This is a genomic window from Novosphingobium sp. HR1a (genome assembly GCF_015594425.1).
Taxonomy (GTDB): domain Bacteria; phylum Pseudomonadota; class Alphaproteobacteria; order Sphingomonadales; family Sphingomonadaceae; genus Novosphingobium; species Novosphingobium resinovorum_A.
The window spans coordinates 21,793-46,285 of record NZ_JABXWS010000092.1; the positions used below are offsets into that span (position 1 = coordinate 21,793).

Consider the following 24,493-nt stretch of genomic DNA (forward strand, 5'->3'; position numbering starts at 1 on the left):
CTTGCTCCGTCCCCACCTTTGGCGATCAATGCCGCACCATCGCGCCACCATCCACCCACAGGCCATGGCCGGAAACGAACCGCGCGTCCTCGCTGCACAGGAAGGCCACGACATCGGCGATGTCCCCGGCTTGCCCGAGGCGGCGCAGCGGGGCCTTGCCTTCCCAGAAGGTACGGTATTCCGGCATCTGATCAAAAGCGGGAGCCGTCATCGGCGTGTCGATGGCGCCGGGCTGGACGCACGTGGCGGTGACGCCGAAAGGCCCCAGCTCCGCTGCGACGGACTTGGTGAAGCCCAGCACTGCGTGCTTGGATGCCGAATAGGCACACAGGCCCTCATCCCCATATGTCGAGGTGGTCGAGCCGATCGTGACGATGCGCCCTGCCCCGTGTGCTTTCAGGTGCGGAGTAGCCTCGCGCACCAGACGGAACACGGCGACGAGGTTCACGTCGAGCACGCGCTGGAAGTACGCGTCGTCATGCCCCTCCAGAGGATGGAAGGCGCTGATCCCGGCGCAGGGGACAACCGTATCCAGCCCGCCCATCCGCTCTATCGCGGCGGCGACCAGCCGCGCATTGGCATCCGCTTCGGTAAGGTCCGCGATGAAGTCCACCTCGCCCTGGATGTCGGCGGTGAAGACTTGCGCCCCGTCCGCCGCCAGCCGCGCGGCGACGGCCGCACCGATGCCCGAGCCTGCTCCGGTAACGATGGCCCTGCGGCCCGCCAGCCTGCCCGCGCTCATGCGATCTTCAACACCAGTTTGCCGGTATTCGCGCCGGAGAACAGCCGCATGAAGGCCGGGTAGGCGTTCTCGAGCCCTTCCTGCACGTCCTCGTCGGCGCGCAGTTTTCCTTCTGCCAACCATTGCGCCATCTGCGCGCCGCCTTCAGCGAAGCGGTGCGCGTAGTCGGCGATCAGGAACCCGTGGATCGTCGCGCGCCGGGCCAGGATCTGCCACAAGTTGCGCAGGCCCAGCTTTTCGGGCGTGTTGTATTCGGCGATGAGGCCGCACAGGACGATCCGGGCGTGATGCGCAAGGGTGAAGACTTCCGCCTCCAGCACCGGGCCGCCGACGTTCTCGAACACCACGTTGACGCCGTCGGGAGCGGCCGCCGCGATCTCGGAGACGAGGCTCGCGTGGTCCTTGCCCTTATAGTCGATGGCGGCGTCGAAGCCGTAGTCGTCGATCAGGCGGCGGCACTTTTCCGCACCACCTGCGATGCCGACCACGCGGCAGCCCATGATCCTGCCGATCTGGCCGACGGCCGAGCCTACGGCGCCTGCCGCGCCCGAGACCAGCAGAGTCTCACCCGGCCGGGGCTTTGCCACTTCCGTCAGCCCAAAGTAGGCCGTGAGCCCGACCGCGCCGAGTGCGGACAGGAAGTTCGACGGCGACGCCACGGCCTCTACATCGATCGGCATCGTGAAGCCGCCGGGCATGGCGACGGAGTAGTCCTCCAGTGCGTTGAGCCCCATGACCCATTGGCCGACCGCGAAGTCCGGGTTGTCCGAGGCATGGACCACGCCCACCGTCGTTGCGCGCACCGGATCGCCGAGCGGGATCGGCGGCATGTAGCTTTCCGTATCGTCCATCCATCCGCGCTGGGCCGGATCGAGAGAGGCGTAATGGTTGCGCACCACGATACCGCCGGGCGGCGGCGCGGGGACAGGTTCGGTCACCAGCATGAAGTCTTCGGGAACGGGTTCCCCTTCCGGCCTGCGCGCAAGCAGGAATCGCCGGTTCTCGGCCATGGCATCGATCTCCTCTATTTATGCGAGTGGTCCGATTTCGGACGCAAACCTGCACCTGTGCAAATCGACAGGTAGGGCGCGAAACGATCCGATGCATAGTGACCACCGGAAGACGGCCTCACAGAATCGCGGCCGCACCGGGAGGATAAACTGATGGCATCCGCACATGTTCGCGGAGCGCGGAACACCGCGCTCATCAAGCTCGCACTCGCATCCAGCGCACTGACCTGTATTTCGGCACCCGCCTTCGCGCAGGACGCCGCCCCGCAGGCGGCCGACACCGCCGTGGTCGATCCGAACGAGATCATCGTCTCGGCCCGCCGCCGCTCGGAAACGCTGCAGGAAACCCCGATCGCGATCACCGCCGTCAGCGCGGCGATGCTTGAGAACAAGGCCTCGGCCAACATCGGCGACCTGCAGGGCGCCGCGCCGGGCCTGCTCATCACCCAGCAGAATTCAGGCGCGCAGGCGGCCAACATCTCGATCCGCGGCCTGACTTATGCCGACATCGAGAAGTCGCAGACCCCGACCGTCGGCGTCGTGGTGGACGGGGTGACGATCGGCACCAACACCGGCCAGTTGCAGGACGCCTTCGACATCGCCCAGATCGAAGTGCTGCGCGGGCCGCAGGGCACGCTGTTCGGCGCCAACACCATCGGCGGCGTCATCAACATCACCCGCACCAAGCCCACCATGGAGCCCGGCGGCAAGGCCGAATTCACCTACGGCCGCTGGAACACCTGGGCCGGCAAGGCCATCGTCAACTATGGCGACGGCGAGACCTGGGGCATCAAGGGCTGGTACTTCCACAACGAGTCCGACGGCTTCTACCGCAATGCCATCCGCAACACCCGCGCGGGCGGCAGCAAGGCCGACAGCTACGGCGCCAGCCTGCTGTTCGAGCCTGCCGGATCGGGCTTCGACGCCCAGCTTTCGGTCGAGAACGTGGTGCAGAGCTTCGAGCCGGTGGTCAGCAACCTGACCAACAGCACCGAACTGTTCTGCGGGTTGATCCCCGCCAACGAATGCGGCCGCAACAACACTACCGACCTCTATACGGTGTTCACCCTGCCCGCCAAGAGCACCTACAAGGCGCCCAACGCCACGCTGCAGATGAACTATGATCTGGGCGGCATCAAGCTCAGCTCGATCACCGGCTGGCGGCACAGCAAGGAAGCGCAGACCCAGGACTTCGACGGGTCGTCGAGCGATCTCTACTACGTCGATCGCCGCCAGAAGTACACGCAGTGGAGCCAGGAACTGCGCGCTGCAGGCAACCTGTTCACCGGGTTCGACTACGTTGTCGGCGGGTACTACTTCCATTCGAAGTACAGCCTGACGCAGTGGACGCGCTTCTTCGGCTTCGATCCGAGCATTCCGCCGATGGAGTTCGATACCAACGCCCAGACCAACGTCGGCAAGACCACCAGCTACGCCTTCTTCGGCGACTTCAACTGGGCCTTCGCCGACAAGTGGCGCCTGTCCTTCGGCGGTCGCTGGAGCCATGACAACAAGAAGCTGACCAACAGCTTCGCCACGGCGGGCCTGATCGGTTCCGGGGACGCGAACTTCACCAAGTTCACGCCCAAGGTCGGCATCGACTATCGCCCCAGCAGCGACGTGATGCTCTATGCCAGCTGGTCGCGCGGCTATCGTTCGGGTGGCTTCAGCCCCCGCGCGGCCACCGCCGCCACCGCGAGCACCCCGTTCCAGCCCGAGACCGTGGACGCCTACGAAGTGGGCGCCAAGCTCTCGGCGTTCGATCGCAAGCTGGAATTCAACGTTGCGGGCTACGTGTCCGACTACAAGGACATGCAGCAGAACCTGACGGTTCCCGGCGGCCCGCTCGGCAACCAGACGATCACCGGCAACGTGCCGGGCGGCGCGATCATCAAGGGCATCGAGGCCGACGCCACCCTGCGCATCACCCCGCAGTTCAAGATCACCGCCTCGACTGCCTACATGAAGTCGCACTTCCGCAACTTCGTGACCTGCGGCGCCTATGCGGGGGGCACGGCGGCGGCCAACAGCTGCGGCGCCGGACTGGTTCCGTTCAACTACTCCGCCAACCGCCTGATCTATGCGCCCAAGTTCACCGGCTCGGTCAATGCCGACTACGAGATCCCGACCAGCTTCGGCAAGGTCGTCGCCACCGCCGGGTGGCGTCACATCAGCCCTTATGACGAGCAGATCTCGCAACAATCCCTGACGCCGACGCTCGACGGCAGCGGCGACGTGACCGGCGTGACGGTCAATGGCAACGATGCCCGCGTGCGTACCACCACGCAGGACCTCGTCGATGCCAGCCTGACCTTCAACTTCGATGTCGGCGACAAGGAAGCCTACTTCCGCGTCTTCGGCCGCAACCTCGCCAACGAGAAGACCACGACGCACGCGTTCACCGTGGCCGGGTTGTTCTCGTTCGGCATGGCACTGGAACCGCGCACGTACGGAGCCACCGTCGGCGTGAAATTCTGACCTGTTACCCCAGCGGGGGAAATGGGGTGTCCGGCGTCAGTCCCTTGGGGGCGGCGCCGGGCACCCTTCACTTTGAAGAAGGAGTACATGAAATGGGCCGTCTCGAAGGCAAGATCACTCTGGTAACCGGCGCGGGCAACGCCCGGGGCCTCGGCGCCGCCACCGCGCAGCGCTTCGCGGAGGAAGGTGCCTTCGTCTACGTCACCGATCTCAGGCTGGAAGACGCCGAAGGCGTCGCCGCGTCGATCCGTGAGGCAGGCGGCCAGGCCGAGGCACTGGCACAGGACGTGACCAGCGAAGCCTCGTGGGATGACACCATCTCTGCGATCGAGCAGGGCCACGGGCGTCTCGACGTGCTGGTGAACAACGCAGGGATCGCCATTCTCAAGCCGCTGCAGGAACTCTCCCTCGCCGACTGGGAGAAGCAGAACAAGGTCAACCTCGACAGCGTGTTCCTCGGCACCCAGCGCGCGGTGGCGCTGATGCGCAAGGTCGGCCACGGCGGCTCGATCGTGAACCTTTCCTCGATCGGCGGGCTGGTCGGCGTGCCGATGTGCGGAGCCTACGGCGCGGCCAAGGGCGGTGTGCGCCTGTTCTCCAAGGTCGTGGCGCTGGAATGCGCTGCCGAGGGCATCCGCTGCAACTCGGTCCATCCCGGCATGATCGAGACCGCCATGCAGGACGTCGCCCGCCAGGATAACCCCGAGGGCTTCAAGGAGATTGTCTCCGGCATTCCGATGAAGCGCATGGGCAGCCCCGTCGACATCGCCAACATGAACCTGTTCCTCGCCAGCGACGAGGCGAACTACGTCACCGGTTGCGAATTCACCGTGGACGGCGGCGTGACCGCGATGTGATCGCTCCTGATCCTCCCTGTCGCGCAGCGATGGGGAGGATTGCGGCACTTGCAGTCCGCGCTGCCCCGTTCTACCGCCGCCGGATGGCCAAAGCAGACCGTCTCGAACGCCTCGACACCCGCCGCGCCGACCTCGAGGTCGATTACCGCGAGGCGCTGATCGCCGCGCTCAAGGTCTGTGCGGCAGGCAAGTGGGGCCTGTTCGACCACAATGCCGACCGCGCTGCACGCGCAGCCGTAGCTCCGACGATCGCCGAACTGACCGAACTCGCCGAAGAGATCGACACCGCGCGCGAACAGCTGTTCATGGAGCCTTTCGAACTCCACCAGGAATTCCTGCGCCAGCGCGGCCCGGTGGACTCGCAGGCCGTGGGCGAGCCCAAGCAGGCCCGCGCCTGGCTGGATCGGCTCACCGCGAACGACTGAACGCTCACGCGACCCAGCGGATCGCGTTCTCCACCAGCCGCCGGTAATTCACATCGTCGTAAGCCGATGGCCCGTCACCCGGCTGGAGGTAGACCAGCCTGCTGCGTCCCACCTCACGCGTCCAGCCGATCAGATCGCTGCCCGGCGGATGGTCCCAGTCCTCGCGGTCGTACATGCGTCCCCGGACCGCCAGTTCGGCGGAGAAGAACTGCTCGCGCGTGAAGGGAATGTCTGCCCGCAGCAAAGGTGTCACATCCTCTGCGAAGATCTCCGCAAGGTAGGTCTCGTCGGTCAACGTGAAGCGCGGTGGCAGGCCGGCCGTCACCGGGTGCTCCGCCAGAACCACCGCATCGTATGTTACGCCGTGCGCATAGCCGCTATCGAGCACCGGTCGTCCGCGCACCGTGCCCGGATGGTAGAGGAACCGCCCGCCCAGCCATTCGTGATATTCGTCCCAAGTCGGCCAGCCCGCCAGCGCGTGGTGCAGCGCGACGACGCCCTTGCCCTCCTCCAGCAACGCGCGAAAGCCGTCAGCCAGTCCCGGTGGCGGATCAAGATGCAGCGGCGCTCCCACCTCTACCTCGAAATCGAGGCCCGGCATATCGTAGAGCACCAGCGCATCGAAGCCGCGCATCCCGTCAGTGTTCATAAGCTTGGCCGCTGCGGGCTGGTCCACCATCGTCGCGCTGATACCCTCCATCGACTGGAACAGCGCATCAAAGGCAGTACGATCGAACGGATGCCCGCGTACGGCGACCAGGCACTGGATCGGAGCGCGATGACGGATCGTCGGCATCAGAGCTTCACGACCACCTTGCCGATGTTCTTGCCGGTCAGCATCCGTTCGTAAGCGGTGAGGACATTCTCCAGCCCGGCGGTCTCGTCGAAGCGCACCGCCAGTTTCCCGGCATCGAGCCATTCGCGCAGTTGCGGCATGAATTCGGCGCCGCGATGGAGGAAGTCGGGGATGAAGAAGCCCTCGATCCGCAGGCGCCGCATCAGCACCTGATCGAACTTCGCCGGTCCCGGCATCGGCGCATCGGTGTCGTAGCCCGCGACCATTCCGCACACTGCGACGCGCCCGTAATGCGCCATGTTGCCGAGCACCGCGTCGAGGATCGGCCCGCCCACGTTGTCGAAGAAGGCGTTCACCCCGCCCGGCACTTCGGCCAATCGCGCGTCGACGTCCTCATTGCGGTAGTCGATCGCCATGTCGACACCGACCTCTTCGGTCAGGTAGCGGCACTTGTCCGCCCCGCCCGCAATACCGACGACTTTCGCCCCGAGGTTCCGGCCGACCTGACAGGCGAGGCTTCCCGTAGCTCCGGCCGCCGCCGAGACGACCAGCCACTCGCCCGGCTTCACCGACGCGACTTCCTTGACGCCGACATAGGCCGTCCAGGCATTCATGCCGAGCGCGCCGAAATGCTGGCGCGGATCGGCGACCGTCTCGTCCACCACTTCCAGCCCGGTCAGCGCCGGGACCACGGTGGCGACGTCCGCCCACTGCCCGAAGCCGCGCACCAGCGCGCCGACCGGATAGCCCGCGTCCGCACTCTCGATCACGCGGCCGAGCACGAGGCCGACCATCTTCGATCCCAGCGGCAGCGGCGGCTGATAGCCGTCGGTGCGCGGGCTCATCCACATGCGCGTGCCCGCGTCCATCGAAAGCCACTCGGTGGCAATACGCACTTCGCCATCGGCCAGCGGCGCGCAGTCTTCTTCCTGCAAGCTCAGGAAACGGGCGAAATCGGTATTTCCTTCGGGGTGGCGATCCAGTCGCCAGAAACGGCAGCGCGTCAATTCAGGTCTCCTCTGCCCGACCCTCGCGCGCAGCCCCGCCGAGGCCACCTGTCCAAACTGATAGGGCTATCCGTTTGCACAGGACGCCCCCCAACCGCGACGGGTCTAACCAGCAGCCAAGAACGATTACAAAACGGGAGGTTTCTGAAATGCGAGTCCCCAAATCCGTCCTGCTCGTCTCCACGGCGCTGACGATGGTGGCGTCTCCGGCCATGGCCCAGGATACGTCTGCAGAGGCACCGGCTGCCGCTCCTCAGGATGACGCGGCCCAGCAGAAGGGCGGCCTCAACGAGATCATCGTCACCGCGCGCAAGCGGCAGGAATCCGTGCAGGACGTGCCCGTTGCCGTCACCGCCATCTCCGCCGAGCAGATCGCCACGCGCGATGTCACCAGCGTCGAGAAGATCACCGCGATCGCCCCGCAGTTCAGCGTCGGCCGCGCCTCGAACGGTTCGGGCGCGCAGCTCACCTTGCGCGGCATCGGTTCGTCCTCGACCTCGATCGGCATCGAGCAGTCGGTCGCGGTCGTCGTCGATGGCGCCTATTATGGGCAGGGCCGCGTCATCAACGAAGGCTTCTTCGACCTCGCCCGCATCGAGGTCCTGAAAGGCCCGCAGGCGCTGTTCTTCGGCAAGAATGCGACGGCAGGCGTGATCTCGATCACCACTGCCGACCCGACCGACAAGTTCGAGGGCATGGTCAAGGGCGGCTACGAGATCAAGAGCCAGCAGTACCGCCTGGAAGGCTACCTTTCCGGCCCGATCAGCGACACCCTCGGCTTCCGTCTGGCCGCGCGCTATACCAAGATGGACGGCGGCTATTATCGCAACGTCGCCGATCCCATCAACTACACCGAGATCGACTCCGCCAGCATCCTCGCAGGCGGCACCGGCGATGCGACCACCCATGTCGCCCAGCCTGCCGCACGCAAGGCGCCGGGCGAAGAGGAATTCCTCACCCGCGCCACCCTGAAGTGGGAACCGACCGACCGCTTCACCGCCACCCTCAAGGGCAGCTTCGACCAGAGCACGGTCAACAACTCCTCGTGGAACTACGTGGCCTACCGGTGCGGCGACGGCGATACCTCGCAGCTCAACGGCTATGCCTGCGGCAAGGACTTCGTCACCCACCAGAACAACATGCCCGCCGACATCGCCGCGACCTATCCCTACGCGAAGAAGGACGGCTCGCTCTACAACAAGTACCGTTCGGCGGGCGGCACGCTTAACCTGACGTACGATGCGGACCAGCTGCAGCTGTCTTCCGTCACCAACTACCAGTGGAACAACAACCGCTGGGCTTGCGCCTGCGACTTCCAGTCGGGCGGCAGCGAAAACGGCATCGGCCCGACCTGGGCGACCGAGAACTCCTCGTGGAAGGCGTTCAGCCAGGAACTGCGCGCGCTGACCCAGTTCGACGGGCCGTTCAACATGATGGTCGGCATGCTCTACCAGAAGACGCGGCGTGACTTCGACCAGTTCGTGCTGACTGGCGGCGTCTCCAATTCGGATGCGCCCGAGGGCTACGAATACGTCACCACCGCGAAGAGCAGCTTCACCAAGGGCGAGACGATGGCCGTCTTCGGCCAGATGACCTACAAGATCCTGCCCGACCTCGAACTCGCGGGCGGCGTGCGCTACACTGACGAGACGAAGAACAGCTTCTTCACGCAGCCTTACAACAACCCGCTGGTCCTCGGCATCTTCCGCGATCAGAACGACCCCGACGGCCTTGGCGTCGTGACCGCGCGCCAGCACTTCACCAACTGGTCGCCGGAAGCCACGCTGACCTGGAAGCCGACGCCCGACCTCATGGTCTACGGCGCCTACAAGACCGCCTACAAGTCCGGCGGCTTCTCCAACGGCGGCATCAACTCGAAGTTCTCGAGCGATCCCACCGCCGACCTCACCTTCGATCCGGAGAAGGCGGAAGGCTTCGAAATTGGCTTCAAGTCCACCCTGCTCGATCGCCAGCTGCGCTTCAACGTCACGGCGTTCACCTACAAGTACCGCAACCTGCAGGTGGACTTCTTCAACTCGCCGATCTTCGCATTCCAGACCCTTACCGCCGACGCGCGCACCAAGGGCATCGAGGCCGAGTTCGAGTTCGCGCCCAACGGCATCGCCGGGCTCGATATCCATGGCTCGATCAACTACGACAAGGCGACCTACACCGACTTCCCGCTGGCACCGTGCTATGCAGGCCAGACCCCGGCGGAAGGCTGCAACCTGTCGGGCAACAGCCGCCAGAGCCTGACCGGCGCACCGCTTTCGGTGGCCCCGCGCTGGACCGGCAACCTCGGCATCGGCTACGAAGTCTCGATCGGATCGGCCAACAAGCTGGGCTTCAACGTCGATAGCAAGTACTCGGCCAGCTATCTCGCTTCCGGCTTCGGCAACCCGCTGTCGCGCCAGAGCAAGTACGTGACGCTCGATGCCGGCGTGCGCTTCGGCGCCGAGGACGACAACTGGCAGATCGCCCTGATCGGCAAGAACCTGACCAACCGTTTTTACGTCACCGGCGTGGTCGATGGCCCCTCGACCGGCGGCGGCACCGGCACTGCGGCGGGCGTGAAGGCCGACCAGCTGGGCTTCGGCACCCTGCCTCGTACGGTCATGGTGGAAGTGACCAAGCGGTTCTGAACCAGGCGAGCGAGGTGGCGCAGCCACCTCGCTCATCCACTTGCAATGCGATGAAACAGGACTGGACAAGCGGCGCACCGGTCCGACAAGAGAGGCGGCATGAAGACCGCGACGTTTCTGGCCGCCCTCTGCGGCGCTACCCTGATTTCCACCCCTGCCCATGCAGCCCCGAAGTGGGCGGGCGCATGGGGCTATGCCCCCGCCGACAGCGGCGCGAACGAACCCGAGCAGCCCGCCGGGACCTATCGCTACCGCGTGCGGCTGACGCAGGCGGGCGACGCGATGCAGCTCACTTTCAGCAATGCCGAAGGTGACAAGCCGCTCGCCATAGGCGCGGTGACGATCGCCAGCCCTTCCGGGCCGGTGGGCACGGAAATCGGGACCAACCCGGTGCATCCGATCCGGTTCTCCGGGCTCCCCGCCGTGGCACTGTCCAAAGGCGGGACGGTGATCAGCGACCCGATCCTCGCGCCGTTCCACAATGCGCAGGACGTGATCGTCAGCGTAACGTTCTCCACCCCGTCGCGGCCCGGGCGCACCAATCTCGGCATGGAGATGGCCTTCGCGCCCGCGACGCCGGGGGCGACCTTCACCCCGATCAAGGTACGGCCCTATCTCTCGCTGGTATCGGTGCGTTCTGCGCAGACACCCTGCACCGTGGTCGCATTCGGGGATTCGATCACCGACGGGTTTCTCGGCCTGTCACCCCAGACGCGCGGATGGCCGGGGCGCCTGGCCGAGCGCCTCGCCGCCCTTCCCGCCGTCCAGCGCTGCGGTGTCGTCAACATGGGGATCAGCGGCAACCGGGTGCTGAAAGCGGGCCGCGCGACGTCCGCACTCGACCGCTTCTGGCGCGACGTGGCGAGCGTGCCGAACGTCACTCACGTGATCTTCCTCGAAGGCATCAACGACATCGGCGCAGGGACGGAAACCGGCCCCGATGCGGTGACGGCGGAGCAGTTGCTCTACGGCTACCGCCAATTCGTCGAGCGTGCGCATGCACTGGGGATCAAGGTGATCGGCGGCACGATGACGCCCGCTCTGCGCGCCGGGTACATGTCGCCGGTGAAGGAGCGGGTGCGCCAGTCGGTCAACGCCGCGATCCGCAGCGGCAAGGTCTTCGACGGGATCGTGGATTTCGAGGCTGCGGTACGCAACCCCGCCGCGCCCGCCGACCTGCGGCCCGAATTCGATCCGGGCGACCACCTCCACCCCAACGACGCCGGGCTGAAGGCGATGGGCGACGCCATCGATCTCGCCACGCTGAGGCGCCTGCCCTGACAGGCGCTCATGCGCGGCGCGGTTACGCCTTGGCGGCGATCATGATGATCTCGACCTTGTAGCCGGGCTCGAACAGCTTCGCCTCGCCGGTCGCGCGGGCGGGTGCGGGGTGCCCGGCGATCCATGCGTCCCAGGCCGCGTTCATTTCCGCGAAGTCGGCCATGTCGGCGAGCCAGATCGTGGCCGAGAGCAAGTGGTCGCGGTCGCTACCGGTCCGGGCGAGCAAGGCATCGATCTCGGCGAGCGCAACGCGGGTCTGCTCGGCGACGCTCTCACCCGGATTGCCGATCTGGCCGGCGAGGTAGATGGTGTCGCCATGGACCACCGCTTCGCTCATGCGAGTGCCCTGATCGATGCGGGTTATGGTCATGCGTGGTCGTTCCCTGTCGGTCTATGTCGGTTTATGTGCCGCTCAGTAGCGACTGATGGCGAGATCGGAAGCCTCTATCGCGGGACGACGACCGCCGATGAGGTCGGTGATGACATGCGCCGAACCGCAGGCCATCGTCCAGCCCAGCGTGCCGTGTCCAGTGTTGAGGAACAGGTTGGAAACGCGCGTCGGTCCGATCACCGGGGTGCTGTCAGGCGTCATCGGGCGCAGTCCGCACCAGAAGCTCGCCGCCTCCAGATCGCCGCCGCCGGGGAACAGCGAGCCCGCCGAATGCTCCAGCGTGGCGCGCCGCTCGGGCGGCAGGTCGCGAGAAAATCCCGAGATTTCCGCCATTCCGCCGACACGGATACGATCTCCGAGGCGGGTGATCGCAACCTTGTAGCTCTCGTCCAGCAGGGTCGAGACCGGTGCCCGCGCCTCATCGACGATCGGCACCGTCAGCGAATAGCCCTTGACCGGATAGACCGGCAGACGAATGCTCAGCGGCGCCACCAACTGGGGCGAGAAACTGCCCATCGCGACAAGGAACACGTCGGCGGAGACGCTGCCCTTGTCCGTCTCCACCCGGACGATCCGGCCACCCTCCTCGATCAGCCGCTGGATGTTGATTCCATTGCGGAATTCGACGCCCTTCGCTGCCGCCATCGCCGCCAGCGCATTGGTGAACTTGAAGCAATCGCCCGTCTCGTCGTTCGGCAGCCGCAGCCCTCCCACGATCGGCGCCGTGCTGGCCGCAAGACCCGGCTCGGCGGCAATGCAGCCTGCGCGGTCGAGCACCTCGAAAGGCACGCCATCAGCTTGCAGCACGGCGATGTCCTTGCCGATGCCGTCGAGCTGCTTCTGCTCGCGGAAGAGCTGCAAGGTGCCCCGGCTGCGCTCGTCGTAGCGGATGCCGGTTTCCCCGCGCAGCGCGATCAGGCAGTCGCGGCTGAATTCGGCGAGGCGCACCATGCGGCTCTTGTTGATCGCGTAGTCGCGCGCGTTGCAGTTGCCCAGCATGGCGACGAGCCAGCGCAGCATGGCCATGTCGGCATGGGGCCGCAGGATCAGCGGCGCATGCTTCATCATCAGCCACTTGACCGCCTTCATCGGAATGCCAGGAGCAGCCCAAGGCGAGGCATAGCCCGGCGAAATCTCCCCGGCATTGGCGAAGCTGGTCTCCAGCGCGGGGCCATCCTGCCGGTCGATCACGGTGACTTCATGGCCCGCCTTGGCCAGATACCATGCCGAGGTGACGCCGATAACGCCGCTGCCGAGAATGGCGATCTTCATGCGATGGTGCTCCGGTCGAGGGCGGGCGCACGAACCGGAAGATAATCCCGGTCGTAGCGGCGGCTGAGCTGGGTCAGGATTTCGTAGGAGATGGTCCCGGCATCGGCCGCGACCTGGTCTAAGCTCTGGTTCGGGCCGATCAGTTCGACTGGAGCGCCGGGATACAAATGCCCGGCAGGCACGTCGGTGACGTCGAGCGTGATGCTGTCCATCGAGACCCGCCCGACGATCGGTGCCCGCACTCCGGCGACGTAGGCCGCGCCCCGATTGCCGAGGCAGCGCGGCCAGCCGTCGGCATAGCCGACTGGGATCGTCGCGATCCGCGTCTCTCGTGCGGCATGGAATGTCAGGCCGTAGCCGACACCGGTTCCCGCAGGGATCGTACGCAACTGCGCGATCGGCGCCTCCAGCCCTACGACCGGCTGCATCGGGTTCGGCCCGGTCCCGGGATTGCCGCCGTAAAGGGCGATACCTGCGCGCACGAGGTCGAAATGCCCGCGTCGATGGAACGTTCCCCCGCTGTTGTCGAGCGCCCGAGGCACCTGCGGGAACCGCGCGGCGATGGTGTTGAAAAGCGCTTCCTGCGCCGCATTCGCCGGATCTTCCGGATCGTCGGCGCAGGCCAGATGACTGATCAGGAAGCGCAGTTCGATACCGTCGAGCAAAGCCGGCGTGGCGATCAGGTGCTCCACCTCCTCGGGCGGCAGGCCCATGCGCGACATGCCCGTGTCGATCTGAAGGACCGCAGGCAATGCCAGGCCACTCTGACGCGCCTGCGCCGACCAGCGCGAGACCTGGTCCAGCGAATTGAGCACCGGGATCGCGCCAAGCCCGGCACACCGCGGTTCCAGTCCGGGAAGAAGGCCGTTGAGGACGTAGACTTCGGCCCCGCTCTCCAGTTGCGGCATCAGCGCTTCCGCCTCGCTGAACAGGGCGACGAAGAGATGGCGGCAACCTTCGGCCATCAGCGTGCGCGCGACCGTCACCGCGCCGAGGCCATAGCCGTCCGCCTTGACCACCCCGCCCGTCTGCGCAGGCACGACGCGGTCGCGGATCAGGCGGTAGTTGGCGGCCAGAGCCTCCAGGTCGATGGTCAGGCGTGCAGCGGTGATCACGAAGCCCCCTTGGCGATCCGATTAATGCATCGTATCGCATAACGAAGCGAATAGGCTGCCGAATGTATGTATATTGTGCCACATTATGTGGCCTTGCACACGATAATGCGGACAAATCACAAGATCATGCCAGTGACCTCCGACCCCGTGGATCGCGCGATCATCCGCCTGTTGCGTCTCGACGGCAGGCGGCCCAATTCCGAGATCGCCGAGGAAGTCGGCCTTTCGCCGTCCGCGTGCCTGCGCCGTATCCGCCTGCTCGAGGACCGCGGCGTCATTCGCGGCTACACCGTGCTCACCGGGCCGGAAGACGATGACGAGCGCGGGGTCGATATCGTCGTGCAGGTCACGCTGGACCGCCAGACCGAGGATTACCTGTCGCGTTTCGAAAACGCGGTGCGGCAGTGTCCCGAAGTGCGCGAATGCTTCCTGATGACGGGCAACGTCGATTACTGGCTGCGGCTGCGCACGGAAAGCGTTGCCGCCTATGAGGCGATCCACGGGGAGGTCCTGTCGCGACTTCCGGGCGTCACCCGCATCAACTCCAGCTTCGCGATGCGCGACGCCATGCGTCCGCGGCGCGCGCGAAAATAGCGCTCCTTCCCGATCGATCGTCCACCATGGCCTTTCTCACAAGGTGACAGGGTTTACACGGTTTACACCGTCCAGAGAAAACGTGTCACCTTGTGTCAGAAAATGTCACCTTGAAGGGGGCAAGGTGACACCTTTGGCGCGCGATGTGTCACCTTGCGAAGACGATGTGTAGCCTTGCAGTGTAACCTTTTGCGGATAGAGATGGACGAGCCGGTCATAGCCCGCAAGGTATCGGACAGCGATGTTTGTAGGAAAGCGGACTTTCCGGAAGCGCCCCATAGCAGTCATGCGTCACCTTCAATCAAGTTCAGATCACACTTGCTGCAACGCTTCGGAGGCCACAGTACGCTGATAAAACCGTGACGAATGAAGAGTGATCTCCCGCAATTCGGGCAGGCGATCATGAATGATCTCACACCCCCGACGACGAACCATAGCAGCCCAAAGGCGAATTCGATCCACATAACCAAGTCGGATGGAACGCCGAGGTTCGTTAAAGCCGATGGCAAAACCCACATGATCACAAACAGGGCAACGATCAGGTAAAGCATGAACACACATGCTTTGACGTAGGGACTGCGCTTACGATCCTGTATCATTCATAAACCATATGTCGCGCCATGGCTGCTTTCCACCCCTTTCGGTCCTTTAGGGGCCGGGGGCCGCGCTCCATTCCCGCTTGTCCGTTTCCGCCCGCCCGCGAAGAAAGGCTGCCTGACCGCCCGCGCCCCTGTGTGGACGAGCCCGTTCGTGACCACGATAGCCGCAAGGGCCTGTGTCAGGCCGTCATAGTCGATTGGCTTTCCGACCAAGAATAATTGAGGCGAGGAAGTAGCTGCCAACAAAGACTCCTAGTGTAGCAAGGATGCGCCATGAGAGCCCGTAGCGAAAGCATTCAAGAGCTAAAATAAATGTGGACCCGGCGAGAGGGATGCCCATCTTCAAAATTTTCGACTTCTCGATGGCCATTCGATTAGCCCCATAGCGAAAGAACGAGGAACGCTAGCAATCCTTCGGTCCGCTACCCATCTGTGGACGCCCGCACGAACGCAAGCGGTATTCGGGAGAATAGGCACGTAGTCGGATGCTGCCATCTGTCCGGCCTCTGATGCAGCACCGGAGGCTGCGGGCCCGTATGGGAGTTCGCGGACTGGAACCACTTCACCCTAAGCGTGCATGTGGCACGGTGGTTAGCACTTGTTCTTCCAGCCCCGTCTCGCCGACTGTTGTGCCATACCCTCCTTCGACCGACTACGTCCTCCGACGACCCCTGGTCCGCTGTGGCTTACGCCGCAGTTGCGACCGGAACTCTGTAATCCTCTTCGCTCATGAGCAACGCCCAGATGATCCGCGCAGTCTTGTTGGCAAGCGCGACGGTCACCAACATGCGCGGCTTCCTGGCCAGCATCTGTTCGAGCCATGATCCTGCCGGAGCGCCTCGTTTGCTCGCCTGTAGCACGACAGCGCTGCTACCGATGATGAGTAGCCGCCTGAGTGTTCGCTCGCCCATCTTCGTGATCGAGCCCAGCTTCTGTTTGCCTCCCGTCGACAATTGCCGAGGTGCGAGACCGAGCCAGGCGGCAAAAGTCGCGCCCCTTTGCAAAGGTCTCGGCCGGCGGGGCCAGCGCCGCGATAGCGGTGGCCGTGATCGGGCCCACGCCAGGGATCGTCATGAGCTGTCGCGCGATCGCATCCTCGCGTGCTCGCCGTGCGATCTCTTTGTCGAGATCACCGATCCTGTCGTTCAGTTCCTCCAAAAGATCTAGCATCGTGCGAAACATCGCCTTGGCTGCCTCAGGAAGCGAAGAGCCAATCTCGTCTTCGAGCAGGTCACCAAGCATCGCAACGTGCGACGGCCCCTTTGGCGCCACCCAGCCATACTCAGTGAGGTGCCCTCGGATCGCATTGATCAGTTGCGTACGCTGACGCACCAGCAAATCGCGGGTCCGGAACACCAGCCCGGATGCCTGTTGCTCTTCGCTTTTGATCGCCACAAACCGCATGTTTGGCCGCTGTGCCGCCTCGCAGATCGCCTCGGCATCTATCGCATCATTTTTATGCCGCTTCACGAACGGCTTCACGTAAGTTGGCGCAATGAGCTTCACGTCATGCCCTAGCCCCGTGAGTTCGCGGCCCCAGTGATGCGCGCCTCCGCAAGCCTCGAGCGCCACCGTGCACCGCGGATGCTGGGCAAAGAATTCCAGCAGCTTGGTGCGGCTGATTTTGCGACTGAACAACGCTCGCCCACGCGCATCCGCACCATGCGCATGGAAAACATTCTTGGCGATATCCAAACCGATTGTGGTAACTTCCGACACGGACGCCTCCTCAAGTGGTGTTCAACACCTCCACTATGGCACATCGATGCCGTCGGGGGGCGTCCACCCCATCACCCAAATCCGCCGTCACCCTGAACTTTATCCGGACAGGTCCGCTCCCCATCCATTCAAACTTTCATACCTTCCCGCGGCATACCGCCGAATGGCGCCACCGGGCCGAAGCGCGCCACCATGTCGTAGGCATCGCCGAGGAACAGCTGGCGCACGTAAGTAATCCGCTCCGAGCCGCGCCACGTCCGGCGCTCGACGCACAGACACGGCGTTCCGACCGCCACGCCCAGCCATTCCGCTTCCTCGACTTGCGCGCCGACGGCCGAGATGCGCGTCTCCGCCTCGGTCCAGGGCACGTGCCGCAGGAGCCACGTCCCCGGAGGAACCGCGTCGAGGTCGGCGCCAACGATCTCCGGCACGGCCAGAGCGCTTACCAGGCGGAACTCCACGCCAAGCGGCGCGCCATCGACGAGGTGCAGGCCATCGATGTGGACCAGTTCCCCGCCGCCCGCGAGCAGCACTTCCTCCTCGTCATCGCCCGCTGCCCGGACCCGGCGGCGGATGGGCTGGAAAGCATAGTCCTGCCCGCGCTCGCGCACTTGCGCGGCGATGTCGGGCACGTCGAGCACCATTGAATGGACCTTCGGACGCGCCACGAACGTCCCCGCCCGCTTGCGCCGGTCGATCAGCCCCGCCGCGACGAGCGCCGAGAGCGCCTTGTTCACGGTCATGCGCGAGCAGCCGTATTCCTGCATCAGCTCCTGCTCGATCGGCAGGCGGTCACCGGGAGCCAGTTCGCCGCCGAGGATGCGGCCCTCGAAATCCGATCGAATGCGTTCGTGAAGGGGCATTCTCACGCGATCAGTGTCTCCAGTACCTTGGCATAGTCGCGGACCACCCGGTCGCGGACATGGTGGCGCCCTTCGCTCACCAGCTTGTCGCCATGGCGCCACACGCAGTCAATGGCCGAGCGCCCGGCGGCGAAGACGAAGCTGTCGGTTATCGCATCGCCCGCCCGGTGCACCATCGCCGGATGATCGAGGTTCAGGCTGACGATGTCGGCAGGCAGGCCGACCGCGATGCCGCCCTCGACGCCCAATGCCGCCGCCCCGCCCGTCAGCGCGCCTGCGTAAAGATCCGCGCCGGTGGAGCGGCCGCTTTCCCGGGCCATTACGTTGCGCGCGCGGCGCGTCAGGCGCTGGCCGTATTCGAGCAGGCGCAGTTCCTCGGCCGCGTCGATCAGCACGTTGGAATCGCTGCCGATGCCATAGCGGCCACCCGCCTGCAGGAACGCTTCCACCGGGAACAGCCCGTCTCCGAGGTTCGCCTCGGTGATCGGGCATAGCCCTGCCACCGCACCGCTACGCGCCGCGGCAACGGTTTCGCTTTCCGTCATGTGCGTGGCATGGACGAGGCACCAGCGCGCGTCCACTTCGGCATTGTTCAGCAGCCATTCGACTGGGCGCCGACCGCTCCATGCGAGGCAGTCGTCCACTTCTTTCACCTGCTCGGCGATGTGGATGTGAACCGGACGGGCTTTCGCCAGCGGTTCGAGATCGCGCAGCTGATCGGGCGAGACGGCGCGCAGGGAATGCGGCGCCACGCCGACCACGGCATCGGGCAGCGCGCGGGCATGGGCCTCAGCCCCTTCCAGCAACCGTGCGTAGCGGTCCAGATCGTTGACGAAGCGCGCCTGCGCGGGGGCTGGCGGTTGCGCGCCGAACCCGGCGTAGCTGTATAGCACCGGCAGCAGCGTCATGCCGATGCCGGTGTCCCCGGCCGCCGCCAGCACCGCCGCGCTCATCTGCGCGACGTCGACGAAGGCGCGGCCCTCGCGGTCGTGGTGCAGGTAATGGAACTCGCCGACGCGGGTGAAGCCGCCTTCCAGCATCTCGACATAGGCCATCGCGGCGATGGCGCGCACGTCGTCCGGGGTCATGCGCTGGACGAAGCGGTACATGATCTCGCGCCAGGTCCAGAAGCTGTCGTTCGCAGGGCCGCGCTGCTCGGCAAGGCCCGCCATGCCGCGCTGGAAGGCATGGCTGTGCAGGTTGGGCATTCCGGGCAGCGCGCAAGGGTGGCGCTCGTCTCCAGGCGAGGGTTCCGCACCTGCATCGACAGCGGCGATCCGCCCCTGCTCCAGCGTAACGCGGACATTCCGCGCCCAGCCTTCGGGCAGCAGACAATGCTCGAAAAACAATGACCTGTGCCGCCCATCCGACCTTGCCGACATGAATCTGCTCCTTGCTTCGATTTTTGTCTATACATTAATTTTGAACGGTGCAATCACAATGGGCGAGGCAAACGAGGGCCACGGAATCATGCTGTACGACACCGTCTGGAAAGGCGCCCGGCTCGCCACTATGGCAGGTGAAGGCATGGGCGCGGTGGACCATGGCGTGATCGCGGCAAAGGACGGCATGATCGCTTACGCCGGGCCTGCTGCGGAGGCTCCGGCCCTCCATGCGAAGCGGATCGTCGACTGCAAAGGCCGCTGGATCACCCCGGGCCTGATCGACTGCCACACCCACCTGATCCACGGCGGTGACCGCGCGGCCGAGTTCGAGATGCGCCTGGGCGGCGCCTCCTACGAGGAGATCGCGCGGGCCGGGGGCGGTATCGTCTCCACCATGCGCGCCACCCGGGCCGCGAGCGAGGACGAACTCGTCGCCGCCGCCCTGCCCCGCCTCGATGCGCTGATCGCGGAAGGCGCGACCACGGTGGAGGTCAAGTCCGGCTACGGCCTCGACCGCGACAGCGAGATCCGCATGCTGCGCGCCGCCCGCCGTCTGGGTGAAGAACGCGCGGTGTCCATCGCCACCACTTTCCTCGGCGCGCATGCCCTGCCGCCCGAGTTCGCGGACGACGCGGACGGCTACATCGCCCTGCTCTGCGACGAAGTGCTGCCCGAGGTCGCCGCGCTCGGCCTTGCCGATGCGGTGGACGCCTTCTGCGAGAGCATCGGCTTCACCCCGGCGCAGACGGAGCGCATGTTCGCCGCCGCCGCGCGCCACGTCCTACCGGTGAAGCTTCATGCCGAGCAGCTTTCCAACCTCCACGGCGCGGCGCTGGCGGCGCGGCACGGGGCGTTGTCCGCCGATCACCTCGAACATCTCGACGAGGCCGGGATCGCCGCCATGGCCGCATCAGGCACCGTCGCCACCTTGCTGCCGGGCGCGTACTATTTCGTGCGCGAGACTAAGCTGCCGCCGGTCGCGGGCCTGCGCTCCGCCGGGGTGCCCATCGCACTGGCGACCGACTGCAACCCCGGCACGTCGCCGCTCACCTCGCTGCTGCTGACGATGAACATGGGCGCGACGCTGTTCCGCCTCACCGTGCCTGAATGCCTTGCAGGCGTCACTCGCAATGCCGCGCGCGCCCTCGGGCTTGCGGATCGCGGCACGCTGGAGGCGGGCAAGCGCTGCGATCTCGCCATCTGGGACGTCGAACGTCCCGCGCAGCTGGTTTATCGCATGGGGTTCAATCCGCTCCATGCCCGCATCTGGAGTGGTCAATGAATCCTGTCCTGCTCACACCTGGTAGTGTCCCGCTGGCGGACTGGCGCGCGGTCTATCGCGGCGCCGCCGTCACGCTCGACCCGGCCTGCGCGCCGCGCGTGGCGGAAAGCGCCGCCGCCGTTGCGCGCATTCTGGCGAAGGGCGCGCCGGTCTACGGCATCAACACCGGCTTCGGTAAGCTCGCCAGCGTGCGGATCGGGGACGAGGACCTCGCGACGCTCCAGCGCAACATCGTGCTGAGCCACGCAGCGGGCACGGGTGCGCCTTCGCCGGTGCCGGTGATCCGGCTGATGATGGCGCTGAAGCTCGCCAGCCTGGCGCAAGGCGCATCGGGCGTGCGCCCCGAGACGGTGGCGCTGCTGGAGGCGATGCTGGTCAAGGGGCTGACCCCGGTGGTGCCATGCCAGGGCTCGGTCGGTGCGAGCGGAGACCTTGCCCCCCTTTCCCACATGGCCGCGACGATGATCGGCGTGGGCGAGATCTTCTACGAAGGCGAACGCCTGCCCGCCGCCGAGGCGCTGCACAGAGCGGCACTCACCAGCACTCAACTGGGGCCTAAAGAGGGCCTGGCGCTGCTCAACGGCACCCAGTTCTCGACCGCCAACGCACTGGCCGGGCTGTTCGAGGCCGAACTGCTGTTCCGCTCCGCGCTCGTCACCGGCGCGCTCTCGACCGAGGCGGCCAAGGGCTCCGACACCCCGTTCGACCCGCGCATCCACACGCTAAGGCGTCATCGGGGTCAAATCGAGGTCGCCGATGCCCTGCGCGGCCTGATGACCGGCAGCGCCATTCGCGCCAGCCATCTGGAGAACGATGCGCGCGTGCAGGATCCCTACTGCCTGCGCTGCCAGCCGCAGGTCATGGGCGCCGCGCTCGACATTCTGCGCCAGGCCGCGACCACGCTGGAGATCGAGGCCAACGGCGTTTCCGACAACCCGCTGATCTTCCCGGAGACCGACGAGGCGCTTTCGGGCGGCAACTTCCATGCCGAGCCGGTCGCCTTCGCCGCCGACATGATCGCCATGGCCATCTGCGAGATCGGCTCGATCGCCGAGCGCCGCATCGCCATGCTGGTGGACCCCGCGTTGTCCGGCCTGCCCGCCTTCCTGACGCCGCGCCCCGGCCTCAATTCGGGGTTCATGATCCCGCAGGTGACCGCTGCCGCGCTCGTCAGCGAGAACAAGCAGCGCGCCTATCCGGCCAGCGTGGACTCGATCCCGACCTCGGCCAATCAGGAAGACCACGTCTCGATGGCCGCCCACGGCGCGCGCCGCCTGCTCGACATGGCCGACAACGCGACGGGGGTACTGGGCATCGAACTGCTCGCCGCCGCGCAAGGGGTGGATTTCCATGCCCCACTCGCGTCCAGCGCTACGCTCGAATCTGCCCGCGCGACCCTGCGTGACAAGGTGCCGACGCTGGAGGACGACCGCCATTTCCACCCCGACATGGAGGCGGCCAACCTGCTGATCCGTTCGGGCGCGCTGCTTGCCTCCGCAGGTGACAGCCTCCCCGGTGTAGCGTGAGCGACTGGCTCAAGATCACTGAAGGCGACGCCCCCCTCATCGTCGCCTTCCCCCACGTCGGCACCCAGCTTGCCGACGTGGGACACCTCTTCGCGTCCGAGTGGCTGGCGCGGCGCGATGCCGACTGGTGGGTGGACGAACTCTACGCCTTTGCCGCCGATCTTGGCGCAACCCTTGTCAGCACGTGCATCTCGCGCAGCGTGATCGACCTCAACCGCGATCCTTCGGGCGCCTCGCTCTATCCGGGGCAGGCGACGACCGAACTGTGCCCGACCACGACCTTCGACGGCGAGCCGCTCTATTCAGGCGAAGCGCCCGGCGAGGCCGAGATCGCCCGCCGCCGCGCGCTCTGGTTCGATCCGTACCATGCCGCGCTGCAGGCCCAGATCGACCGACTGCGCGCCGTCCATGACCGCGTGGTGCTCTACGACGCACACTCGATCCGCAGCCATGTGCCGCGCCTGTTCGACGGCGAACTGCCGCAGTTCAACATCGGCACCAACGGCGGCAAGACCTGCGATCCCGCGCTGGCGGCCGCCGTCGAAGGCATCTGCGCCCAATCGGGCGAGAGCCACGTCTTCAACGGCCGCTTCCGGGGCGGCTGGACCACCCGGCATTACGGCCAGCCCGACAATGGCGTCCACGCCATCCAGATGGAACTCGCCATTCGCGGCTACATGGACGAACCCGAGATGCTCGGCGAGGCCAACTGGCCCCCCGCCTTCGATCCGGCGCGCGCCGCCGCGATCACCGAGACGCTTTCCCAGATCATGAAGGCTGCCCGCGCCTTCGCTCTTCAGGAATCCTGACATGACCCGTATCGACAATACCCGCGTCATCAAGCCCGCCACCGGCACGCAGCTTTCCGCGAAAAGCTGGTTAACCGAAGCGCCTTTGCGCATGCTGATGAACAACCTCCACCCGGACGTCGCCGAACGTCCGGAGGAGCTGGTGGTCTACGGCGGCATCGGCCGCGCCGCGCGCGACTGGGAGAGCTACGACCGGATCGTCGAGACGCTCCAGCGCCTTGATGACAACGAAACGCTGCTGGTGCAATCGGGCAAGCCGGTCGGCGTGTTCCGCACCCATGCCGATGCGCCGCGCGTGCTGATCGCCAACTCCAACCTTGTGCCGCACTGGGCGAACTGGGAGCATTTCAACGAACTCGATAAGCGCGGCCTTGCCATGTACGGGCAGATGACCGCCGGTTCGTGGATCTACATCGGCACGCAGGGCATCGTTCAGGGCACGTACGAGACGTTCGTGGAGATGGGCCGCCAGCACCATGGCGGCGACCTTTCGGGCAAATGGCTGCTGACGGCAGGCCTTGGCGGCATGGGCGGCGCGCAGCCGCTCGCAGCCGTCATGGCGGGCGCATCGTGCCTCGCCATCGAGTGCCAGCCCAGCCGGATCGAGATGCGCCTGCGCACCGGCTATCTCGACAAGTCCGCCGCCACCATCGAAGAGGCCATGGCCATCATCGAGCAGGCGAAGGCGGACGGAAAGCCCGTCTCGGTCGGCCTTCTGGGCAATGCCGCCGAGCTGCTGCCCGAAATCTACGCGCGCGGCATTCGCCCCGACCTGCTGACCGACCAGACCAGCGCCCACGATCCGATCAACGGCTACCTCCCCGCAGGCTGGACCGTCGCCGAATGGATGGAGCGCCGCGAGCGCGAACCCGAAGCGGTCGCCAAGGCCGCCAAGGCGTCGATGGCGCAGCATGTGCGCGCGATGCTCGATTTCCAGGCGGCCGGGGTTCCCACCACCGACTACGGCAATAACATCCGCCAGGTCGCGCTGGACGAGGGCGTGGCGAACGCCTTTGACTTCCCCGGCTTCGTTCCCGCCTATATCCGTCCGCTGTTCTGCCAGGGCGTCGGACCGTTCCGCTGGGCGGCGCTTTCGGGCGATCCGGAGGATATCTACAAGACCGACGCCAAGGTGAAGGAACTGCTGCCGGACAACGTGCACCTGCACAACTGGCTCGACATGGCGCGCGAGAAAATCCACTTCCAGGGCCTTCCGGCGCGCATCTGCTGGGTGGGTCTCGGTGATCGCCACCGCCTCGGCCTTGCCTTCAACGAGATGGTCGCGAAGGGCGAGCTGAAGGCCCCGGTCGTGATCGGCCGCGACCACCTCGACAGTGGCTCGGTCGCCTCGCCCAACCGTGAGACCGAGGCGATGCAGGACGGCTCGGACGCGGTTTCGGACTGGCCGCTGCTCAACGCCCTGCTCAACACCGCCAGCGGCGCGACATGGGTGTCGCTGCACCACGGCGGCGGCGTCGGCATGGGCTTCTCGCAGCATTCGGGCATGGTGATCGTGGCCGACGGCACGCCCGAGGCGGCGGCGCGGCTTGAGCGCGTGCTGTGGAACGACCCGGCCACCGGCGTCATGCGCCACGCCGATGCGGGCTACGAGATCGCGCGGGACTGCGCGGCGGAGAAGGGGCTGGACCTGCCGGGCATCCCGTAATCCTCTCCCCTGCTCGTCATTGCGAGCGTAGCGA

At 65.9% G+C, this 24,493-nt stretch carries 21 protein-coding genes and 1 pseudogene; 10 read left to right on the top strand and 12 right to left on the bottom strand.

Going from position 1 to position 24,493, the window contains the following annotated elements:
* Window positions 1-25: 25 nt before the first annotated feature.
* A complete protein-coding gene (locus HWN72_RS24485; RefSeq protein WP_008831894.1) occupies window positions 26-742 on the bottom strand; it encodes an SDR family NAD(P)-dependent oxidoreductase in 717 nt (238 codons plus the stop codon).
* Window positions 739-1,752: an NADP-dependent oxidoreductase gene (locus HWN72_RS24490; protein WP_008831895.1), complete on the bottom strand. Its 1,014-nt coding sequence runs from the start codon at window positions 1,750-1,752 to the stop codon at window positions 739-741. The genes HWN72_RS24485 and HWN72_RS24490 overlap by 4 nt, the downstream gene beginning before the upstream one ends.
* A 153-nt stretch (window positions 1,753-1,905) precedes the next feature.
* Between HWN72_RS24490 and HWN72_RS24495 the strand changes: the two genes are divergently transcribed.
* The 3 genes from HWN72_RS24495 to HWN72_RS24505 all read left to right on the top strand — a co-directional run bounded on the left by HWN72_RS24495 (window position 1,906) and on the right by HWN72_RS24505 (window position 5,512).
* The gene (locus HWN72_RS24495; protein WP_036524984.1) at window positions 1,906-4,230 is read left to right on the top strand and encodes a TonB-dependent receptor; all 2,325 of its coding nucleotides are present in this window, start codon (window positions 1,906-1,908) and stop codon (window positions 4,228-4,230) included.
* A gap of 92 nt (window positions 4,231-4,322) precedes the next feature.
* Window positions 4,323-5,087: an SDR family NAD(P)-dependent oxidoreductase gene (locus tag HWN72_RS24500; RefSeq protein WP_008828682.1), complete on the top strand. Its 765-nt coding sequence runs from the start codon at window positions 4,323-4,325 to the stop codon at window positions 5,085-5,087.
* A gap of 83 nt (window positions 5,088-5,170) precedes the next feature.
* Window positions 5,171-5,512, top strand: coding sequence for a hypothetical protein (locus tag HWN72_RS24505; RefSeq protein WP_036524981.1), 342 nt, complete (start codon window positions 5,171-5,173; stop codon window positions 5,510-5,512).
* A gap of 4 nt (window positions 5,513-5,516) precedes the next feature.
* On the opposite strand, the gene HWN72_RS24510 is transcribed toward HWN72_RS24505, so the two are convergent.
* Both HWN72_RS24510 and HWN72_RS24515 read right to left on the bottom strand, forming a co-directional pair.
* The gene (locus HWN72_RS24510) at window positions 5,517-6,308 is read right to left on the bottom strand and encodes a ThuA domain-containing protein (protein WP_008828684.1); all 792 of its coding nucleotides are present in this window, start codon (window positions 6,306-6,308) and stop codon (window positions 5,517-5,519) included.
* A complete protein-coding gene (locus tag HWN72_RS24515) occupies window positions 6,308-7,315 on the bottom strand; it encodes an NADP-dependent oxidoreductase (RefSeq protein ID WP_008828685.1) in 1,008 nt (335 codons plus the stop codon). Before HWN72_RS24515 ends, HWN72_RS24510 begins: the two co-directional genes overlap by 1 nt.
* A gap of 149 nt (window positions 7,316-7,464) precedes the next feature.
* Between HWN72_RS24515 and HWN72_RS24520 the strand changes: the two genes are divergently transcribed.
* Together HWN72_RS24520 and HWN72_RS24525 are read left to right on the top strand one after the other, a co-directional pair.
* The gene (locus tag HWN72_RS24520) at window positions 7,465-9,957 is read left to right on the top strand and encodes a TonB-dependent receptor (RefSeq protein WP_211151602.1); all 2,493 of its coding nucleotides are present in this window, start codon (window positions 7,465-7,467) and stop codon (window positions 9,955-9,957) included.
* 99 nt (window positions 9,958-10,056) lie between these two features.
* Window positions 10,057-11,238: an SGNH/GDSL hydrolase family protein gene (locus HWN72_RS24525; RefSeq protein ID WP_008828687.1), complete on the top strand. Its 1,182-nt coding sequence runs from the start codon at window positions 10,057-10,059 to the stop codon at window positions 11,236-11,238.
* 22 nt (window positions 11,239-11,260) lie between these two features.
* Here the strand turns inward: HWN72_RS24525 and HWN72_RS24530 are convergent, their stop codons facing one another.
* From HWN72_RS24530 to alr, 3 genes are read right to left on the bottom strand one after another with little or no spacing between them, the layout of a single operon-like run.
* Window positions 11,261-11,608, bottom strand: a complete 348-nt coding sequence (locus HWN72_RS24530) for a RidA family protein (protein WP_008828688.1) — start codon at window positions 11,606-11,608, stop codon at window positions 11,261-11,263.
* A gap of 42 nt (window positions 11,609-11,650) precedes the next feature.
* Window positions 11,651-12,901 (bottom strand): D-amino acid dehydrogenase, encoded by a 1,251-nt coding sequence (locus tag HWN72_RS24535; protein ID WP_008828689.1) that lies wholly within the window; start codon window positions 12,899-12,901, stop codon window positions 11,651-11,653.
* The gene (alr, locus tag HWN72_RS24540) at window positions 12,898-14,016 is read right to left on the bottom strand and encodes an alanine racemase (RefSeq protein ID WP_008828690.1); all 1,119 of its coding nucleotides are present in this window, start codon (window positions 14,014-14,016) and stop codon (window positions 12,898-12,900) included. Before alr ends, HWN72_RS24535 begins: the two co-directional genes overlap by 4 nt.
* A 126-nt stretch (window positions 14,017-14,142) precedes the next feature.
* On the opposite strand from alr, the gene HWN72_RS24545 reads away from it, so the two are divergent.
* On the top strand, window positions 14,143-14,610 hold the full coding sequence (locus HWN72_RS24545; protein WP_036525294.1) for an Lrp/AsnC family transcriptional regulator: 468 nt from the start codon (window positions 14,143-14,145) through the stop codon (window positions 14,608-14,610).
* 284 nt (window positions 14,611-14,894) lie between these two features.
* On the opposite strand, the gene HWN72_RS24550 is transcribed toward HWN72_RS24545, so the two are convergent.
* The 5 genes and pseudogenes from HWN72_RS24550 to HWN72_RS24570 form a co-directional block, all read right to left on the bottom strand.
* On the bottom strand, window positions 14,895-15,161 hold the full coding sequence (locus tag HWN72_RS24550; protein ID WP_036524974.1) for a hypothetical protein: 267 nt from the start codon (window positions 15,159-15,161) through the stop codon (window positions 14,895-14,897).
* A gap of 235 nt (window positions 15,162-15,396) precedes the next feature.
* A complete protein-coding gene (locus HWN72_RS24555; protein ID WP_156799939.1) occupies window positions 15,397-15,579 on the bottom strand; it encodes a hypothetical protein in 183 nt (60 codons plus the stop codon).
* A gap of 316 nt (window positions 15,580-15,895) precedes the next feature.
* Window positions 15,896-16,928 (bottom strand): annotated as a pseudogene (locus HWN72_RS24560) (IS110 family transposase).
* A gap of 128 nt (window positions 16,929-17,056) precedes the next feature.
* The gene (gene hutC, locus HWN72_RS24565) at window positions 17,057-17,791 is read right to left on the bottom strand and encodes a histidine utilization repressor (protein ID WP_008833402.1); all 735 of its coding nucleotides are present in this window, start codon (window positions 17,789-17,791) and stop codon (window positions 17,057-17,059) included.
* A 2-nt stretch (window positions 17,792-17,793) separates the two neighbouring features.
* The gene (locus tag HWN72_RS24570; protein ID WP_211151603.1) at window positions 17,794-19,173 is read right to left on the bottom strand and encodes a formimidoylglutamate deiminase; all 1,380 of its coding nucleotides are present in this window, start codon (window positions 19,171-19,173) and stop codon (window positions 17,794-17,796) included.
* 88 nt (window positions 19,174-19,261) lie between these two features.
* On the opposite strand from HWN72_RS24570, the gene hutI reads away from it, so the two are divergent.
* The 4 genes from hutI to hutU are packed head-to-tail and all read left to right on the top strand — an operon-like array spanning window position 19,262 to window position 24,459.
* Entirely contained in the window at window positions 19,262-20,458 is a 1,197-nt protein-coding gene (hutI, locus tag HWN72_RS24575) for an imidazolonepropionase (protein ID WP_008829315.1), read from the top strand.
* Entirely contained in the window at window positions 20,455-21,984 is a 1,530-nt protein-coding gene (gene hutH / locus HWN72_RS24580) for a histidine ammonia-lyase (RefSeq protein ID WP_008829314.1), read from the top strand. Before hutI ends, hutH begins: the two co-directional genes overlap by 4 nt.
* The gene (gene hutG / locus HWN72_RS24585) at window positions 21,981-22,793 is read left to right on the top strand and encodes an N-formylglutamate deformylase (RefSeq protein ID WP_008829313.1); all 813 of its coding nucleotides are present in this window, start codon (window positions 21,981-21,983) and stop codon (window positions 22,791-22,793) included. The genes hutH and hutG overlap by 4 nt, the downstream gene beginning before the upstream one ends.
* A 1-nt stretch (window position 22,794) precedes the next feature.
* A complete protein-coding gene (gene hutU, locus HWN72_RS24590; RefSeq protein ID WP_008829312.1) occupies window positions 22,795-24,459 on the top strand; it encodes a urocanate hydratase in 1,665 nt (554 codons plus the stop codon).
* Window positions 24,460-24,493 lie beyond the last annotated feature (34 nt).

What these genes read in the sequence shown, in the direction of transcription:
- HWN72_RS24510 (WP_008828684.1), bottom strand. Translation starts at nt 6,308, where the DNA reads ATGCCGACGATCCGTCATCGCGCTCCGATCCAGTGCCTGGTCGCCGTA.
- HWN72_RS24520 (WP_211151602.1), top strand. Translation starts at nt 7,465, where the DNA reads ATGCGAGTCCCCAAATCCGTCCTGCTCGTCTCCACGGCGCTGACGATG.
- HWN72_RS24545 (WP_036525294.1), top strand. Translation starts at nt 14,143, where the DNA reads ATGCCAGTGACCTCCGACCCCGTGGATCGCGCGATCATCCGCCTGTTG.
- HWN72_RS24485 (WP_008831894.1), bottom strand. Translation starts at nt 742, where the DNA reads ATGAGCGCGGGCAGGCTGGCGGGCCGCAGGGCCATCGTTACCGGAGCA.
- HWN72_RS24550 (WP_036524974.1), bottom strand. Translation starts at nt 15,161, where the DNA reads ATGCTTTACCTGATCGTTGCCCTGTTTGTGATCATGTGGGTTTTGCCA.
- HWN72_RS24555 (WP_156799939.1), bottom strand. Translation starts at nt 15,579, where the DNA reads ATGGCCATCGAGAAGTCGAAAATTTTGAAGATGGGCATCCCTCTCGCC.
- HWN72_RS24570 (WP_211151603.1), bottom strand. Translation starts at nt 19,173, where the DNA reads ATGTCGGCAAGGTCGGATGGGCGGCACAGGTCATTGTTTTTCGAGCAT.
- hutI (WP_008829315.1), top strand. Translation starts at nt 19,262, where the DNA reads ATGCTGTACGACACCGTCTGGAAAGGCGCCCGGCTCGCCACTATGGCA.
- HWN72_RS24530 (WP_008828688.1), bottom strand. Translation starts at nt 11,608, where the DNA reads ATGACCATAACCCGCATCGATCAGGGCACTCGCATGAGCGAAGCGGTG.
- HWN72_RS24495 (WP_036524984.1), top strand. Translation starts at nt 1,906, where the DNA reads ATGGCATCCGCACATGTTCGCGGAGCGCGGAACACCGCGCTCATCAAG.
- HWN72_RS24535 (WP_008828689.1), bottom strand. Translation starts at nt 12,901, where the DNA reads ATGAAGATCGCCATTCTCGGCAGCGGCGTTATCGGCGTCACCTCGGCA.
- hutC (WP_008833402.1), bottom strand. Translation starts at nt 17,791, where the DNA reads ATGCCCCTTCACGAACGCATTCGATCGGATTTCGAGGGCCGCATCCTC.
- HWN72_RS24505 (WP_036524981.1), top strand. Translation starts at nt 5,171, where the DNA reads ATGGCCAAAGCAGACCGTCTCGAACGCCTCGACACCCGCCGCGCCGAC.
- hutH (WP_008829314.1), top strand. Translation starts at nt 20,455, where the DNA reads ATGAATCCTGTCCTGCTCACACCTGGTAGTGTCCCGCTGGCGGACTGG.
- HWN72_RS24525 (WP_008828687.1), top strand. Translation starts at nt 10,057, where the DNA reads ATGAAGACCGCGACGTTTCTGGCCGCCCTCTGCGGCGCTACCCTGATT.
- HWN72_RS24490 (WP_008831895.1), bottom strand. Translation starts at nt 1,752, where the DNA reads ATGGCCGAGAACCGGCGATTCCTGCTTGCGCGCAGGCCGGAAGGGGAA.
- HWN72_RS24500 (WP_008828682.1), top strand. Translation starts at nt 4,323, where the DNA reads ATGGGCCGTCTCGAAGGCAAGATCACTCTGGTAACCGGCGCGGGCAAC.
- hutU (WP_008829312.1), top strand. Translation starts at nt 22,795, where the DNA reads ATGACCCGTATCGACAATACCCGCGTCATCAAGCCCGCCACCGGCACG.